Source organism: Bradyrhizobium sp. USDA 336, assembly GCF_044908355.1.
Lineage (GTDB): Bacteria > Pseudomonadota > Alphaproteobacteria > Rhizobiales > Xanthobacteraceae > Bradyrhizobium > Bradyrhizobium yuanmingense.
In genome coordinates, this window is record NZ_JBIYDC010000002.1 from 6927893 (window position 1) to 6944093 (window position 16201).

Sequence of the window (16201 nt, forward strand, 5' to 3'; positions counted from 1 at the left end):
TGATAGGGCGCTAAAGCTGTGCGAGATGTTCCGGAGGAGGCATGACCTCCTCGGAGGTAGACCGGGCTCGTTTGCTTCGCGTCGATAGCGCATCGCCAGTTCGCGGCATTCGGTCGAACTCAGCATGACTGTTCCCCCTCGACCATGGGATTAGCCTATACCCGAAACCAACTTCAGACACTTCAAAATTTCAACTTAGGACACTGGAACAAGTTACGGACAGTACCCAGAGGGCCTAACAGACTGGCAACCAGAACATGTCCTGCGAACTCGGCCAGTGCCGCTTTGGGTCATTTGCAGTCGTTCCCAGTCGGGGCAGGCCACGTCTGCTCGTCCTTTGGAAACAGGCATCCCGAATTATGAGTGTACGCCTTGGCCCGCAGTTGGGAACGAGGGGCCAGAACCATAACTCCAAACGCGTAGTCGATTCGCAAACTTGTCGCTCCGCGTCTTCGCCAAACCAATGCTGCGGCATATGGGCCTGGATCTGCGCTTCGCTTGTCCGGGGCGACGGCGGAGATCGGCGCGCGCAATCACGCGTCGATCTCAGGTGACCGCGCCCCGCGCCGCGACTGGCCAAAGCGCCTCCACGCGGGCATCCGGCGTGTTGAAGCCGCGCACGCCGACATACCAGTCGTAGAGATTGACGGTCGGGTCGCAATGGCCGGGGATCAGCGTTACCTTGTCGCCGATCGCCGGTCGTGACGAAGCGCTGTCGAAATCGAGCAAGCCATGCTCGTCAGAGGGCCGATGATAGCGCAAGTCGGGCCGGCCGAGCACGACCGGAAATCCGCTGTCGTTCGACAGGGCCTTGTGACCGGCATCGATGACGGCGCGTTCGCCGGCGCCGGTGCTCATCACGGTCGCGATCACGAACAGCGCATGCTCGAACGGATTGGCGTTGCGCGCCCCGTCGGCGAGGTTCTTGGCGTAGTCGGCGTCCATGAAGATATAGGAGCCCGCCTGCAATTCGTTCCAGATACCGCTCGCGCCTTCGAGCTCGAACGTGCCGGTTCCTGCACCTCCAATCGTCCGGCACTGAAAGCCCGCTTCCTTGAGCACGCGCAATGTCTCCGCGGTCGCATCGGCGGCGCTCGCGATGGCACCGCGCCGCTCCTCCGGCGTGCGCAAATGCTGGGCAGAGCCGTGATAGGCCTGCAAGCCGCCGAACGACAGGAAGCGTGAAGCCGCCACCTGCCGCGCCAGGGTGGCCGCCGCCGGTCCCGGCCTGACGCCGCAGCGAGCGGCACCGACGTCGATTTCGACCAGGACCTCGATGTGCGCTCGGGCCTGCTCCGCGGCGTGCGCCAGTTGCTCGACCCCGAGAGCATCGTCGACGCAAACGCTGATACGCGCATGGCGCGCCAGCGCCGCGAGCCGTTCCAGCTTGCGCAGGCCCACCACCTCATTGCTGACGAGCACGTCGCTCACCCCGCCCGCAACCAGGATCTCGGCCTCGGCGACCTTCTGGCAGCACATGCCGATTGCGCCGCGCGCGATCTGCTTGGCCGCAATGATCGGCGATTTGTGGGTCTTCGCATGCGGACGCAAGCGAACGCCGAGCTTGCCGACCTGTGCCGCCATCGTATCGAGATTGCGCTCGAAGGCGTCGAGGTCGATGATTAGCGCCGGTGTATCGATCTCGGAAAACGGCGCGCCAATTTGGGCGGGTGGACAGGACATCGAAAAACCAGCTTGCTGTGTTCGGGTTCGAATGCGCGGCGGCACTTCTACGGCAACGTCGGCCGCCGCACCAGTGCAGGCGGCGGGGCGAACCGAATGCCTTCACATTTTCGGAATATTAGCATTCTACCCCTGTTTTGCCCGACGGGTCAACGCGCGCAACGGCCTGCCGGCGCAAGCCATTGATTTCGCACACCCCGGCTACTGTGCATGGGGTTGTTTTCGAGTTTTCGTTTTGAGGACGCGGGAGGCCTCCGTCAGCCTTGCCGGAATCCCATTCGGAAGGCGCCCCAGTGCTTGCCGCGGATCATGATCGGCGAGGACAGGTCCTTCATCAGCACGAACTGCCCGCCGCCCATGTCGCGGCGATAGGTCTGGAGCAGGAAGGGCTTTGTGCTGGCCGCGACCTTCTTCACCGCGCGGTCGGTGAACAGGCGGCGGTTGCGGCAATTGGCGTTGTTCCAGACCGGGTCCTTGCCCTGCGGCAGGCGGTAGTTCGGATTGTGGGTCGGAAGGTACCCGCCTTTGGCCCAGGCGACGCAGAACACGATGCGCGGATCGGACTTCTGGATCGGGTCCTGGATCGCGGGCAGCACGCGGTCGGTGAACTCGACGTAGTTGGTCAGGTACTGCTTCGGATCGGTGCCTGATATCTCGCGGTAGGTCTCGTCCATGAGCTGGTCGAGCGTAATTTCGCCGCGGTCGATCGCAGCTTCGAATTCCGCCGAGATTCGCTTCGCGGTGTCGACGACGATGCGGATCAGCGGCGCGTCCGACGTCTCCACGCCGCTGTCGGCGATCAGCGCGATCAGGCCTTCCGAGGTGTCGAGCAGCTTCGCCACCCGATCGTCGGCGCTCCTGAGGTCGCGCGAGGAGAGGTCTACGCCCTTGGCGAGCTCGTTGAGCTCGCTGATCACGGTGTCGCAGTGGCCGAGGTTGGAGGTCGCCGCGCGGGCGACGCCGTCGATCTCGGCTTCGACGGAGGCGAAGCCCTGCTGGACGCGCGAGATGATGCCGGAGATCGCTTGCGCGCCTTCGCCGGCGGTCTTGGCGCGCTGCGAGGCGTCGCTGCTCTCGCCGATCAGGCCTTCGATCTGGCCGTCGAGATCGCGCACCGTGTCGGAGATCTCATGCGTGGCCTGGCGCGTGGCCTCTGCGAGGCTCTTGACCTCGCTTGCGACCACCGCGAAGCCGCGGCCGGCAGTGCCGGCGCGCGCCGCCTCGATGGTGGCGTTGAGCGCGAGCAGGTTGGTCTGCTTGGCGATCGCCTCGATCGAGCCGGAGACCTTCGCCACCTGCGCCAGCGCCGCGCCGACGGCGGACAGGCGCGCCTCGATCCGCTCCACCGCGGCGACGAGCTCGGAGATGTGGCTGACCGCGGTGTCGACCGCGCCGCGCGACTGCGCGATCTCGCCGACCGCGGCCGACGTCGTGGTTTGCACCGCCTGCGAGGCATTGGCGATGTCGTGGTTGGTCGAGACCATCGTCTCGGCCGTCTTCTGCAGACGGTGAAACCGTTCCGACTGGCTCGCGACGCGGTTGGCGACGTCCTGGACGTTGCCGGCGATGTCGGCGAGCTCGACGCCGAGACCGCCGATGCGGTCGGCGAGCTGGTCGATCAGGCGTTCGGCGAGCGTCCGGTTGGATGCGGTGTCCAATACGGCAAGTTGTGCAGAGGACATGTACGGGCTCTCTCCAGTCGGAGCCGTTGATCGGCTCCTTGGCGGCATTCCGATTCCAGGTCCGACCTTAGAGGATGATTCGCGCCCGGCGTCTTGCCCAGGAGTGCAGGTGCGTGCAGGTGCGTGCAGGTGCGTGCACGCGTGGGGGCGCTACAGCTTGTAGGCCGTGCGGAAGCCGCCCCAGTGCCGGCCCTGCACGCGGATCGGGACGTCGATCTCGCGCATCATCACCGTGTTCCCGTTGCCCATGTCGCGCGCATAGCTCTGGACCAGGTACGATCGCAGGTTGCGCGCGGCAGCTAACCCCGCCGGATCGTTGAAGATGCGCCGGTTGCGGCTGTTGGCCGTGTTCCAGGCGACGTCGCCCGGCCGCTGCGGATGCGAATAGATCTTGTTGTGCACCGGCAAAAAGCCGTTGCGGTCGACCATGGCGCAGAACGCCATCCGCGACTCCCGCGCCAGAAAGGCTTCCTGGAACGGCGGCAGGGCGCGATCCGCCCAGTCGAGATATTTGGTGCGGTATTGCTGCGGATTGGTGCCGGCGATTTCCAAATAGTCCGTGTCGAAGAGGTCGTCGAGCTTGACCTCGCCGCGCGCAACCGCCTGCTCGAATATCTGCGTCAGTGCATTGCCCGCTTCCATGGCGCGGGTGACGAACTCGGTGTTCTCCTCATGGATCGACCAGAGCTTGTCCTCGATCTTCTCGCTGAGCGCAGCGGTGGCGCCTACGAATTGCGCGCGGGCGCCGGCCTTGGATTGTTCGATCACGCGCAGGCGGCAGGCGCCGATGTCCTCTAAGCTGCCTTCGATCGTTGCTTGCGCCCCGAGCCGGCTTGCGTCCGCGCCGCCGATCAGCACGCCCTCCATCGCGATTTCATAGACCGGCATCACGCCGCGCGCGGTCTCGAATTTGAGGTGGCAGGGCAGCCGCTCGGTCTTGCGGCGGTCGTCGTGCTCGCTTTGGCGCAGCAGCACCGCGCAACGCGATTTCAGCTTCCGGGCGAAGGTGGTGACGGCCTTGCCGGCGCTGGCGACGCTCTCGCCATGGGTCTCGGCCGCTTTGGTCGCCGCGTCGATCTCGGCTGCGCTCTCGCCGACCGAGATGATGAACTCCGAGGCGCTGGCGGCATTGCCGGAGACTTCGCTGGTTGTGGCATTCTGCTCGGCGACCGCGCCGTTGACGGTGTCGAACACCGGACGGATCGCCTCGATCGCCTGCGAGATGCGGTGCACGGCGTCCGCCGAGCCGGCGGCGTCGCGCTGGAGCGCATCGATCTTCTTCGTGATCTCCTCGGTCGCGCTCTGGGTCTGCACCGCGAGCGCCTTGACCTCGGTGGCGACGACGGCAAAGCCTTTTCCGGCTGCGCCCGCGCGCGCGGCCTCGATCGTCGAGTTGAGCGCGAGCAGCGTGGTCTGCCGCGCGATCTGCGCGATCAGATTGACGACGTTGCCGATCGCGGCGGAGGATTCGCGCAGGCGGTCGACATTGGCGCGGGCTTCCTGGGCGGCGGCGCTGGCCTCGTCGGCGAGCTTGCCGGCCTCGCGGACCTGCGCGCCGATCCCTTGCGCGGACTGGGTGAACTTGTCGGCGGCATGGGCGAAGGTGGAGGCGGTGGATTGCGCCGCGTTGGTCCGGCCGGTCAGGGCGTCGGTGCGGTCGCGAATGGCGGCAAGGGTCGCCGCGGTCGCCTCGGCGCCGCCGGCCACCGAATTGGCGGCGCGCTCGAGCTGGCGGATCATGGCGCCGAGCTCGAGTTCCAGCAATTCCAGGATTTCCCGGGCCGAATCACTTTCGGCGGTCGGGGCGGGTGCGGCAGGGGCTGCCGGCTGCGCAGCCTCCGGGGCTGCCGCAGGCGCGGCCGTGTCCGGCAGACGCTTCCGAAATAGTCCGAACGCCATCGGGTCTCTCTTGTCGGGGAACGGTCGGGCACTATTTTCGCAGTCCGGAATGAAATCAGGGTTAACGGTGCCTGACATCTAGGCGGGCGCCATGGCGGCGGTTACCTTTACAGGGCTACCTCAGGACAAGCCGAGCCCTTTGATTCCGGTGGGTGGGCGGCCTATAAGGCCGCGCTTCCCGCATTTACCTTGACGCACGCTTCCATCAAGAGACCACGCATGGCCGGACATTCCCAATTCAAGAACATCATGCACCGCAAGGGGCGGCAGGATGCCCAGAAGTCGAAACTGTTCGGCAAGCTGGCGCGGGAAATCACCGTCGCTGCCAAGCTGGGCACCCCCGACCCCGCCATGAACCCGCGCCTGCGCGCCGCCGTGATCGCTGCGCGCCAGGAGAACATGCCGAAGGACAATATCGAGCGCGCCATCAAGAAGGCGCTTGGCAGCGACGGCGAGAATTATGACGAGATCCGCTACGAGGGCTACGGCCCCGGCGGGGTCGCCGTCATCGTCGAGGCGCTGACCGACAATCGCAACCGCGCCGCCTCCGACATCCGCTCCTTCTTCACCAAGTCCGGCGGCAATCTCGGCGAAACCGGCTCGGTCTCCTTCATGTTCGACCGCACCGGCATCATCGAGTACGACCGCAGCGTCGCCTCGGACGATGCGGTGCTGGATGCCGCGATCGAGGCCGGCGCCGACGATGTGGTCTCTGGCGAGAACGGTCACGAGATCTACGCTTCGACGGAAAGCTATCGCGATGTCGCCAAGGCGCTGGAAGCCAAGTTCGGCGAGCCGCGCAAGGCCGCGCTGATCTGGAAGCCGCAGAACACGGTTGCGGTCGACGACGAGACCGGCGAGAAGCTCCTGAAGCTGATGGACCTGCTCAACGAGCACGACGACGTGCAGAACGTCTACGCCAATTTCGAGGTGTCGGACGCGCTTGTTGCGAAGATGGGCGGGTAGGGCTCGACGGCCCTACTTCCCCTGTTACTTCCGTTCTGTTTCTGTTTCCTCCAGGGCAGCCAGCCGCTATCACTGGCGCATGACTGCGCTCCCGATTCGTGGCCCCGTTCGCATCATCGGCATCGACCCCGGCCTGCGCCGCACCGGCTGGGGCGTGATCGAGGCCGAGGGCAATCGCTTGGTCTACGTCGCCTGCGGCTCGGTGGAACCGCCCGACGATTTGCCGCTGTCGAGCCGGCTGCTCGCTATCCATGAAGGGCTCGCTTCCGTCTTGTCCAATCACCGGCCGGTGGAAGCTGCGGTCGAGCAGACCTTCGTCAACAAGGACGGCGTCGCGACGCTGAAGCTCGGCCAAGCCCGCGGCGTTGCCATGCTGGCGCCCGCAATGTTCGGCATCTCTGTCGCCGAATACGCGCCGAACCAGGTCAAGAAGACCGTGGTCGGCGCCGGCCACGCCGACAAGCAACAGATCGCGATGATGCTGAAAATCTTGCTGCCGAAGGCCGAGCCGCCGTCCGCGGACGCAGCCGACGCGCTCGCCATCGCCATCACCCACGCCCATCATCGCCAGAGCACCGCTCTCAGGCTGAAGGTGGTGGGGATATGATTGGTCGTCACGCGTTCTCGCCGTCATGCCCGGGCTTGTCCCGGGCATCCACGTTCTTTCTTGTCGGCGTTGAAGGCGTGGATGGCCGGGTCAGGCCCGGCCATGACGATGGAGAAGACTCTGCCGCGAATGAGGTCTTGATATGATCGGCAAGCTCAAGGGCTTGATCGATTCCTACGGCGAGGATTTCGTCATCCTCGACGTCGGCGGCGTCGGCTATCAGGTACATTGCTCCTCGCGCACCCTGCAGCATCTGCCTTCGCCGGGCGAGGCCGCCGTGCTGTCGATCGAGACTTATGTCCGCGAGGACCAGATCAAGCTGTTCGGCTTCCGCACCGATCAGGAGCGCGAATGGTTTCGCCTGCTCCAGACCGTGCAGGGCGTCGGCGCCAAGGTCGCGCTGGCCGTGCTCGGCACGCTGTCGCCAGCCGATCTCGCCAATGCGATTGCGCTGCGCGACAAGGCCGCGGTAGCGCGCACGCCCGGCGTCGGCCCCAAGGTCGCCGAGCGGATCGTCACCGAATTGAAGGACAAGGCGCCGGCCTTCGCCAATGTCGATCCCGCCGTCGTGCATCTTGCCGGCGCCGTCGACGACCAGCGCGCGCCGCGGCCCGTCGCTGATGCGATCTCCGCCCTGGTCAATCTCGGCTACGGCCAGCCGCAGGCCGCCGCCGCGATTGCCTCGGCCTCGCGCAGTGCGGGTGAGGGCGCCGAGACGGCGCAGCTCATTCGCCTTGGCCTGAAGGAGCTCGCGAAGTGAGCGACCCCAAGGCCAGCCGCATGGTCTCGCCCGAGCGGCGCAGCGACGATGTCGGCGACACCGCGCTGCGGCCGCAATCGCTGTCCGACTTCGTCGGCCAGGCGCAGGCGCGCAAGAATCTCTCGATCTTCATCGAGGCGGCGCGCAAGCGCGGCGAGGCGCTGGATCACGTGCTGTTCGTCGGCCCGCCCGGCCTCGGCAAGACTACGCTGGCGCAGATCGTCGCAAAGGAGCTCGGCGTCGGCTTCCGCGCCACCTCGGGGCCTGTCATTGCCAAGGCCGGCGACCTCGCTGCGCTGCTGACCAATCTCGAAGAGCGCGACGTGCTCTTCATCGACGAGATCCATCGCCTCAGCCCCGCGGTGGAAGAGGTGCTCTATCCCGCGATGGAGGATTTTCAGCTCGACCTCATCATCGGCGAAGGACCGGCGGCGCGCTCGGTGAAGATCGAGCTGTCGAAATTCACCCTCGTCGGCGCCACCACGCGCGCCGGCCTTCTCACCAATCCCTTGCGCGACCGCTTTGGCATTCCGGTCCGGCTCAACTTCTACACGATCGAGGAGTTGGAGAGCATCGTCAGCCGCGGCGCGCGCGTGCTCAACGTCGGCATGAGCGCGGACGGCGCCAACGAGATCGCGCGCCGCGCCCGCGGCACCCCGCGCATCGCCGGCCGCCTGCTCCGCCGCGTGCGCGATTTCGCGTCCGCGGCCGATGCCGACAAGATCGACCGCAAGATTGCCGACCACGCGCTGAGCGCGCTCGAGGTCGATGCCGCGGGGCTGGACGCCATGGATCGACGCTATCTTTCGACCATCGCGCTCAACTATGGCGGCGGCCCGGTCGGCGTCGAGACCATGGCTGCGGCCTTGTCGGAGCCGCGCGATGCCATCGAGGACATCATCGAGCCCTATCTGATCCAGTGCGGCTATCTACAGCGCACGCCGCGCGGCCGCCTGCTGACCTCGCACGCCTTCCGCCATCTCGGCCTCGCCGAGCCCTCGCGCGATGCGGCGGCGCAGTTCGGCCTGTTCGGCACGGATGACAGCGACGAGTGATCTGCTGAACCGCGCCGTTCCGGCTTTGATGAATTTCCGTTAACCTCGTGCAGACGATCTGCACGAAAGCATCCCAATTCCGCTCCAATCGGATATCATCAAGACGCCGCATCATCATCGGGCTTCCATGATCACGCGTCGTCACCTCATCCGTTCCATCGGCGGCCTGTCCGCCCTCGGCGTCTCGACCGCCGCCTATGGCGTCGGCGTCGAGCCGGTGCTGCGGCTGCGCGTCACGCGCTATCATCCCGCGCCGCGGCAGTGGCCGGCGGATTTTCCGCTGAAGATTGCCGCCATCGCCGACATCCATGCCTGCGATCCCTGGATGTCGCTGGAGCGCATCGAGGACATCGTCGACCGGACCAATGCGCTCAATGCCGATCTCATCGTGCTGCTCGGCGACTATGTCGCCGGCCTTCACCATGTCACGCGCTTCATTCCGTCGAGCGAATGGGCAAGGGTGCTGGGGCGCCTGAAGGCACCGCTCGGTGTCCATGCCGTGATGGGCAATCACGATTATTGGGACGACAGGACCGTGCAGCGGGCCGGGCACGGGCCGACCATCGCGCATCGGGCGCTGGAGGCGGCCGGCATCCCCGTCTACGAGAATGATGCCGTCCGCCTCACCAAGGACGGACGTCCGTTCTGGCTTGCCGGCCTCGGCGATCAGCTCGCCTTCCTGCCGGCGCGGCGCTTCCGGAGCATGGCGCACTTCGGTGCCGACGATCTCAACGCCACGCTGGCCAAGATCACCGACGATGCACCGGTCATCCTGCTCGCGCACGAGCCCAATATCGCGCCGCTCGTGCCCGCGCGCGTCGCGCTGCAATTGTCCGGCCATACCCATGGCGGCCAGGTCCGCCTGCTCGGCTGGTCCCCGGCCGTCGCACCCAAGAACGGCCTGCGGCTCGCCTATGGCCATTTCCGCCTGAAATGCGATCTCATCGTCTCGGGCGGCCTCGGTTGCAGCATCATGCCGCTCCGCTTCGGCGTGCCGCCTGAGATCGTCGAGGTGACGCTGGGAAGGTCCGGGGCGGTTGTGTCCTAACACGCTTGCGCGTCCGGCTGTTTTTGCGCACAACGAGCCGGTTACCGACCAGCGAAGAGGCTCCGGACGTGACAGCTCATCTCGACGGCGAGATCCGCGACGGCCGCCACCACATGCAGGTCCGCGTCTATTACGAGGACACGGATTTTTCCGGCATCGTCTATCATGCCAATTACCTGCGCTACATGGAGCGCGGACGCACCAATCATCTCAGGCTGATGGGCGCCGAGCAGCAGGTGCTGTTCGAGCAGGCCGAGACGGACGGCGCCGGCTTTGCCTTCGTGGTGCGCTCGATGCATCTGGACTTCCTGAAGCCCGCGCGAATGGACGACGTGCTCGACGTCGTGACCTGGCCGGTCGCGGTGAAGGGGGCATCCATCATGCTGGCGCAGGAGGTGCGGCGCGGTGATGACGTGCTGGTGAAAGCCGAGGTCCGCGTTGCCTTCATCAGCGGCGGCCGCGCCCAGCCGATCCCGAAATCGATCCGCCAATTGATGAAGGCCGATCTGGTTTCGTGATCGCTCGATAGTGGATGGCCTATCGACTCCGCTGATTGCGACGATACATTCGCGGTCCCGATCAACCGATGAGGCCATCATGTCGCGCCCGCCACTTCCACCCTTCACCCACGAGACCGCCGCGCAAAAGGCCCGCATGGCCGAGGACGCCTGGAATTCACGCGATCCGGTGCGCGTCTCGCTCGCCTATACTGAGGACAGCCGCTGGCGCAACCGTTCGGAAGTGTTTCAGGGCCGCGAGGCCATCGTCGCCTTCCTCACCCGCAAATGGGAGAAGGAGCAGGATTACCGCCTGATCAAGGACCTCTGGGCCTTCGACGGCAACCGGATCGCGGTGCGCTTCCAGTACGAATGGCACGATGCAAGCGGCCAGTGGTACCGCTCCTACGGCAACGAGCAATGGGAGTTCGACGAGCACGGCCTGATGAAGCGGCGCGAGGCGTCGATCAACGACATCGCCATTGCGGAGAAGGACCGCCGGTTTCACTGGGCGGCGCCGGGCCCGCGACCGGCCGATGTGCCGGGATTGGGAAGCGATCCGTTCTGAACCGCTTCCTCTCCCTCTCCTCGTTCTTACGGGGAGAGGGGTGGGGTGAGGGGCTGTCTCAGCAAACTCGATGGCAGACGGACTCGCGGAGAGTCCCCCCTCACCCGGATTGCGCAGACGATGCTTCGCATCGCCGCGCGCAATCCGACCTCTCCCCGCAAGCGGGGCGAGGTGAACTCACCGTTTCGTCAGGAATCTTGTAATCGCCCCGCCGAGCTTCGCATTATCCATCGGCTCCGCCAGCGACGCCCTCGCGGTGGCGACGACTTCATCAGGTGCCTTGCCGTCGCGCAGATCGCAGCACACTTGCGCAAACCCGACATCGAATTCCGGATGCGGCTGCACTGTCAGCGTCGCGCCATTGGCATAGAGCAGGCCGGCATGCGGGGTGAATTCGGAGGAGAGGATCGTCAGCGCATCGTTTGGCGGCTCGATCACCTGGTCCTGATGCGAGGCGGCGATCGCAACCGCTTCACCGTCGATGACGCCGTTTTCCGGCAGCACCTGATAGACATGCCGGCCGATGCCCCAGCCATGCTCCGATTTGCGCACGGTGCCGCCGAGCGCCTGCGCGATCAGCTGGTGGCCGAAGCAGACACCGACCATCGGTGTCTTGTTGGCGTAAGCCGTCCGCACGAAATCTTCCAGCGGCGCGATCCAGTCGAGCCCGTCATAGACCCCGGCCGCCGCGCCGGTGATCAGGACGGCCTCGAGCTTGCTCGGATCGGGAAGTGCATCGCCGTTGGGGATGCTGACGACCTCGATCGTCGCGGCCGGCTCCTCGGCGCGGATCATGCGCGCGAACATGTCCGGAAATGAACCGTGACGCTCGCGGTATTTTTGCGGCACCTCTCCGGTCTCGATGATGGTGATGCGTGCCATGGGCCTCCCGGTCAAAAGGTTGCGAAGCTCAGCCGCTTTCTGCCCCATGTTGCTGGTGCGGCGCTGTGCGCTCGAGCAGAGCGCTCTCCTTGCGGATCTCGTTGAGAAAGGCCTTGGCCAGACGCGACAGCGGCTCGGCTTCAGACCATAACATATAGGCGACCGCCTGCGTCGTCGGCGTGAACGGACGGACGACGAGGCCGCTGCCGCCGTTCTGCCGCGGCGAGAAGGGATCGACCACCGCCGCGCCGACGCCGGCGGCGGCCAGCACGCAGGCCGTGTTGCAGTAGCGCACCTCGACCGTCGGCCGGAACGGCGCACCGGCACGGGCAAAGCTGTCGCGCACGGCTTCGCCCAGCCGCGTGCCGCGTTCGAGCCCGATGAAGGGCAGGCCGGAGAGATCAGCGGCCGAGATCACCGGTCGTTCCGCGAGCGGATGCTGTGGCGGCAGCACGCAGACCATCTCGCCGGTGTGCACCACCTCATGCGCGATGCCGGGATGATGCGTGAGGCCGAGCGCGAAGCCGAGCTCGGCGACGCGGCTCAGCACACCCTCGATGATCCCCTCGTAGCGCCGTACATCGAAGAACACCCGCGTCTCCGGGCGGCGCCGCAGGAAGCCCGACAGCGCGGACGGAATGATGCTGTAGGCGAGCGGCGGCGTGGCCACGATGGCGAGATGCCCGGCGCGGTTCTCGCGCAAATCGCGCATGCGGTTCTCGAGCTTGGCGTGCAGCGCAAAGATCGCCTCGCTCTCCTTGTAGAGCGCCATCGCTTCGGCGGTTGGAAACAGCCGGTTGTTGACGCGCTCGAACAGCGCAAAGCCCGCCTGCGCCTCCATCGTCTTCAGCGCGTTGCTGACCGCCGGCTGCGACAGCGCCAGCTCGTCCGCCGCCGCCACCGTGGTGCGGTGGCGGATCACGGCGCGAAGGATCTCGAGCTGGCGCAGGTTCATATCACTGCCGATTATAGTCAGGGCCAAAACATCATAGCAACGCGAATTGATTTTGCAGCAGTGCTTGCCCGTAATGGCAGCGGATTTGCACGTCGCATCAAAGGGTTCGTTCGCCCATTGAGGCAGCAACGCGCACAGATTGGAGGCAATCTTGGTTCGTGTCGTTCGCACCGCCGCCGCTCAGATGGGGCCGACGCAAAAAGCCGATACGCGCGAGCACACGTTGTCGCGGATGCTCGACATGCTGGAGGAGGCGGCCGGTCGGGGTGCGAGCCTCGTGGTGTTTCCGGAACTCGCCTTCACCACCTTCTTCCCGCGCTGGCTGCTCGAAGGCGAGGCGCTCGACCGGTATTTCGAGCGCAGCATGCCGAACCCTGCCGTGGCAAAGCTGTTCGACCGCGCGCGTGCGCTCCGCGTCGGCTTCTACGTCGGCTATGCCGAGCTGACGGCGGAGGGGCGGCGCTACAATTGCTCCATCCTGGTCGATCGCGACGGCGAGGTTCTCGGCCGCTATCGCAAGGTGCATCTGCCGGGCTCGGTCGAGCCGCGTCCGGGCGCGCGCTACCAGCAACTCGAGAAGCGCTACTTCGAATATGGCGACCTCGGCTTTCCCGCCTTCCGCGCCGGCTCGTCCTGGGCCCATGCCATCATGGGCATGATGATCTGCAATGATCGTCGTTGGCCGGAATCCTGGCGCGTGCTCGGTCTGCAAGGCGTCGAGCTCGTCTGCATCGGCTACAATTCGGCGGCCTACGATCCCAACGGCGGCACGACCGAAGACGGAGCCTTGCGCACCTTCCACTCGACGCTGGTGACGCAGGCCAACGCCTACATGAACGCGACCTGGGCGATTTCGGTGGCGAAGGCGGGCGAGGAGGACGGCTCCGGCCTGATCGGCGGCTCCTGCATCGTCGATCCCAACGGCCGCATCGTCGCGCAGGCGCAGACGCTGGCCGACGAGGTGATCGTCGCCGACATCGATCTCGATCTCTGCCGCCAGGGCAAGGACAAGATGTTCAACTTCGCCGCCCACCGGCGGCCCGAGCAATACAGGGTGATCACCGAGCGTGCCGGCATCATCGAGCCGGCCGTTCTCGACGCAGATTGACCAACGGCCGGTCGCGGCGTTGGCAAAAGGAGCTGACATGACACGCCTCTCGTATTTGCTTGCCTGCGCGGCGCTGGCCGCGGTGACGTCGGCGCGAGGCGCCGAGCTCCCGGCGGAGATCAAGCAGGCCGGCACGCTGAAGCTGACAGTCAACTCCACCTACGCGCCGATGGAATATCGCGATCCCGCAACCAACGAGCTGGTCGGGCTCGACATCGATCTGGCGAGAGAGCTCGCCAAGCGGCTTGGCGACCTCAAGATCGTCTGGAGCGAGACGCCGTTCGCCGAGCTGATCCCCTCGCTCCAGACCAAGCGCGCCGACTTCATCATTTCCGGCATTTCCGATCGTGCCTCGCGGCGCGAGACCGCCGACTTCGTCGATTATCTCGCGACCGGCCCGCAGTTCTTCGTGATGGCGGAGAGCGCGGCCAAGGACGCCACCGATCTCTGCGGCAAGAAGGTCGGCACCACCCGCAGCACCAGCTTCCCGGTCGAGATCGAGAAGTGGAGCAAGCAAAATTGTGAGCCGGTCGGCAAGCCCGCGATCCAGTACGTTCCGGGCGAGAATTCCATCGACGTCCGCAACCAGCTCAAGCAGGGCCGCGTCGACGCCGCCGTGCAGGGCAGCGAGACGTTGCCTTATGCGCAGCAACAGGAGCCCGGCAAGTATCGCACCGTCGGCGAGCCCTTTGCCAGGGGCTATCAGGGCATCATGTTCCGCAAGGACGATGCGGTCTTGCGCGAGGTCGTGACGGAGAAGCTCGCGGCGATGATCGCTGACGGCTCGTACAAGGCCATTCTCGACAAATGGGGCTTGGGGACCAATGCAGTCGCCCAGCCCATGCTGAACGCGGCGCCGCAATGAAGCAGGCGCCGGCACTCGCGCAAGGATTTCCCGATCTGTCGGGCATGCGGATCGCGCGCGAACCGCACTGGTTTCGCTGGATCAGCGCGGCCCTGATCGTCCTCGTGCTGGCGGCGATCGCGCGCGCCTTTGCGAACGGCCAGATCGAATGGTCCTATGTCAGCCGCTTCCTGACCGCAAAGGTCATCCTCGAAGGCATCGTCAACACCATGGTAATGGCGGTGCTGGCGATGATGCTCGGCATCTTCCTCGGCATCGTCGTCGCGATCATGCGGCTGTCGCCCAATCCGGTGCTGAAGTCGGTCGCCGCCGGCTACACCTGGCTGTTCCGCGGCACGCCGCTGATCCTGCAGCTGCTGCTGTGGTTCAACCTCGCGCTGGTGTTTCCGACCATCGGTATTCCCGGCCTGTGGTCTGCACGCGCCGTCGACGTCATGACGCCGTTCCTTGCCGCGCTGCTCGGGCTCGGCATCAACCAGGGCGCCTACACCTCCGAGGTCATGCGCGCCGGCATGCTGTCGGTCGATATCGGGCAATATGAGGCGGCGCAGGCGATCGGCATGGGACGGCTGCGGGCGCTGCGCCGGATCGTGCTGCCGCAGGCGATGCGCGTCGTGCTTCCGCCGCTCGGCAACGAGTTCATCAGCATGGTGAAGGCGACCTCGCTCGCCAGCGTGATCCAGTATCCGGAGCTGCTGCACAATGCCGAGAACATCTACTACACCAATTCGCGCGTGATCGAGCTCCTGATCGTCGCCGGGCTCTGGTACCTGCTCGCGGTTTCGATCCTGACCCCGCTCCAGATGTTGCTCGAACGCCGCTTTGCGCGCGGCACATTGCGGCTGGCGCGATGACAAAACCGCTCGTCGCGATCCGCTCCGTAGCCAAGAACTTTGGAGAGTTTCAGGCTCTCAACAACGTCTCGCTCGACGTCTGGCCCGGCGAGGTGATGTGCCTGATCGGCGCCTCGGGTTCCGGCAAGACCACGCTGCTCCGCTGCATCAATCAGCTCGCCACGATCGATGCCGGCGGCATCTGGCTCGACGGCGAGCTGCTCGGGGTGCGCGAGCAAGGCGGGAAGCTCCATCGCCTCAGCGAGCGCGAGATCGGGCGGCAGCGGCTCAAGACCGGCATGGTGTTCCAGCGCTTCAACCTGTTTCCGCACAAGACCGCGCTGGAGAACATCATGGAAGGCCCGACCCAGGTGCAGGGGCGCAAACCGGACGAGGTGCGCGCCGAGGCGACCGAACTGCTACGCCGCGTCGGGCTGGCGGCCAAGGCGGATTCCTATCCAGCGCAGCTCTCCGGCGGCCAGCAGCAGCGCGTCGCGATCGCGCGGGCGCTCGCCATGAAGCCGATGCTGATGCTGTTCGACGAGCCCACCAGCGCACTCGATCCCGAGCTCGTCGGCGAGGTGCTCGCGGTCATGAAGGAGCTGGCGCGAAGCGGCATGACAATGATGGTGGTGACGCACGAGCTCGGCTTCGCCCGCGAGGTCGCCGACCGCGTCGTCTACATGGATCAGGGCGCGATCGTCGAGCAGGGCCGCGCCTCCGACGTGTTGGGCGCGCCGCGCGAGGAGCGCACCAAGGCATTTCTATCGGCAGTGATCTGACATTGGGGGTA

At 65.8% G+C, this 16201-nt stretch carries 16 protein-coding genes; 11 read left to right on the plus strand and 5 right to left on the minus strand.

Features of this window, described 5'->3' with window-relative positions; all coding sequences use genetic code 11:
- Window positions 1–546: 546 nt before the first annotated feature.
- From ABIA45_RS33435 to ABIA45_RS33445, 3 genes are all read right to left on the minus strand, one after another.
- Entirely contained in the window at window positions 547–1683 is a 1137-nt protein-coding gene (locus ABIA45_RS33435; protein ID WP_404654874.1) for a DSD1 family PLP-dependent enzyme, read from the minus strand.
- Between the two features lie 257 nt (window positions 1684–1940).
- Window positions 1941–3365 (minus strand): methyl-accepting chemotaxis protein, encoded by a 1425-nt coding sequence (locus ABIA45_RS33440; RefSeq protein WP_404654875.1) that lies wholly within the window; start codon window positions 3363–3365, stop codon window positions 1941–1943.
- Between the two features lie 150 nt (window positions 3366–3515).
- Window positions 3516–5264, minus strand: coding sequence for a methyl-accepting chemotaxis protein (locus ABIA45_RS33445; RefSeq protein WP_404654876.1), 1749 nt, complete (start codon window positions 5262–5264; stop codon window positions 3516–3518).
- Window positions 5265–5483: 219 nt separating this feature from the next.
- On the opposite strand from ABIA45_RS33445, the gene ABIA45_RS33450 reads away from it, so the two are divergent.
- The 7 genes from ABIA45_RS33450 to ABIA45_RS33480 all read left to right on the plus strand — a co-directional run bounded on the left by ABIA45_RS33450 (window position 5484) and on the right by ABIA45_RS33480 (window position 10765).
- Window positions 5484–6230 (plus strand): YebC/PmpR family DNA-binding transcriptional regulator, encoded by a 747-nt coding sequence (locus ABIA45_RS33450; protein ID WP_035998371.1) that lies wholly within the window; start codon window positions 5484–5486, stop codon window positions 6228–6230.
- 79 nt (window positions 6231–6309) lie between these two features.
- Window positions 6310–6837, plus strand: a complete 528-nt coding sequence (gene ruvC / locus ABIA45_RS33455; RefSeq protein WP_271542886.1) for a crossover junction endodeoxyribonuclease RuvC — start codon at window positions 6310–6312, stop codon at window positions 6835–6837.
- 142 nt (window positions 6838–6979) lie between these two features.
- Window positions 6980–7597 carry a Holliday junction branch migration protein RuvA gene (gene ruvA, locus ABIA45_RS33460; protein WP_035998377.1) on the plus strand — a complete coding sequence of 206 codons (618 nt, stop codon included), beginning with the start codon at window positions 6980–6982 and terminating at the stop codon, window positions 7595–7597.
- Between the two features lie 20 nt (window positions 7598–7617).
- Window positions 7618–8652 carry a Holliday junction branch migration DNA helicase RuvB gene (ruvB, locus tag ABIA45_RS33465; protein WP_157283837.1) on the plus strand — a complete coding sequence of 345 codons (1035 nt, stop codon included), beginning with the start codon at window positions 7618–7620 and terminating at the stop codon, window positions 8650–8652.
- A 127-nt stretch (window positions 8653–8779) separates the two neighbouring features.
- Complete coding sequence (locus ABIA45_RS33470; RefSeq protein ID WP_404654877.1) at window positions 8780–9700, plus strand: metallophosphoesterase; 921 nt, start codon at window positions 8780–8782, stop codon at window positions 9698–9700.
- Between the two features lie 68 nt (window positions 9701–9768).
- Complete coding sequence (gene ybgC / locus ABIA45_RS33475; protein WP_156447009.1) at window positions 9769–10218, plus strand: tol-pal system-associated acyl-CoA thioesterase; 450 nt, start codon at window positions 9769–9771, stop codon at window positions 10216–10218.
- Between the two features lie 79 nt (window positions 10219–10297).
- The gene (locus ABIA45_RS33480) at window positions 10298–10765 is read left to right on the plus strand and encodes a DUF1348 family protein (protein WP_404654878.1); all 468 of its coding nucleotides are present in this window, start codon (window positions 10298–10300) and stop codon (window positions 10763–10765) included.
- Window positions 10766–10942: 177 nt separating this feature from the next.
- On the opposite strand, the gene ABIA45_RS33485 is transcribed toward ABIA45_RS33480, so the two are convergent.
- Together ABIA45_RS33485 and ABIA45_RS33490 are read right to left on the minus strand one after the other, a co-directional pair.
- On the minus strand, window positions 10943–11647 hold the full coding sequence (locus ABIA45_RS33485) for a type 1 glutamine amidotransferase (protein WP_271542891.1): 705 nt from the start codon (window positions 11645–11647) through the stop codon (window positions 10943–10945).
- A 28-nt stretch (window positions 11648–11675) separates the two neighbouring features.
- Window positions 11676–12602: a LysR family transcriptional regulator gene (locus tag ABIA45_RS33490; RefSeq protein ID WP_271542892.1), complete on the minus strand. Its 927-nt coding sequence runs from the start codon at window positions 12600–12602 to the stop codon at window positions 11676–11678.
- A 151-nt stretch (window positions 12603–12753) separates the two neighbouring features.
- Here ABIA45_RS33490 and ABIA45_RS33495 point away from each other — a divergent pair, with 151 nt between their 5' ends.
- The 4 genes from ABIA45_RS33495 to ABIA45_RS33510 are packed head-to-tail and all read left to right on the plus strand — an operon-like array spanning window position 12754 to window position 16190.
- The gene (locus ABIA45_RS33495; protein ID WP_404654879.1) at window positions 12754–13710 is read left to right on the plus strand and encodes an N-carbamoyl-D-amino-acid hydrolase; all 957 of its coding nucleotides are present in this window, start codon (window positions 12754–12756) and stop codon (window positions 13708–13710) included.
- A 37-nt stretch (window positions 13711–13747) separates the two neighbouring features.
- On the plus strand, window positions 13748–14575 hold the full coding sequence (locus ABIA45_RS33500; protein ID WP_404654880.1) for an ABC transporter substrate-binding protein: 828 nt from the start codon (window positions 13748–13750) through the stop codon (window positions 14573–14575).
- The gene (locus ABIA45_RS33505) at window positions 14572–15429 is read left to right on the plus strand and encodes an amino acid ABC transporter permease (protein ID WP_404654881.1); all 858 of its coding nucleotides are present in this window, start codon (window positions 14572–14574) and stop codon (window positions 15427–15429) included. The genes ABIA45_RS33500 and ABIA45_RS33505 overlap by 4 nt, the downstream gene beginning before the upstream one ends.
- A complete protein-coding gene (locus ABIA45_RS33510; RefSeq protein ID WP_404654882.1) occupies window positions 15426–16190 on the plus strand; it encodes an amino acid ABC transporter ATP-binding protein in 765 nt (254 codons plus the stop codon). Before ABIA45_RS33505 ends, ABIA45_RS33510 begins: the two co-directional genes overlap by 4 nt.
- The last annotated feature ends 11 nt before the right edge of the window (window positions 16191–16201 follow it).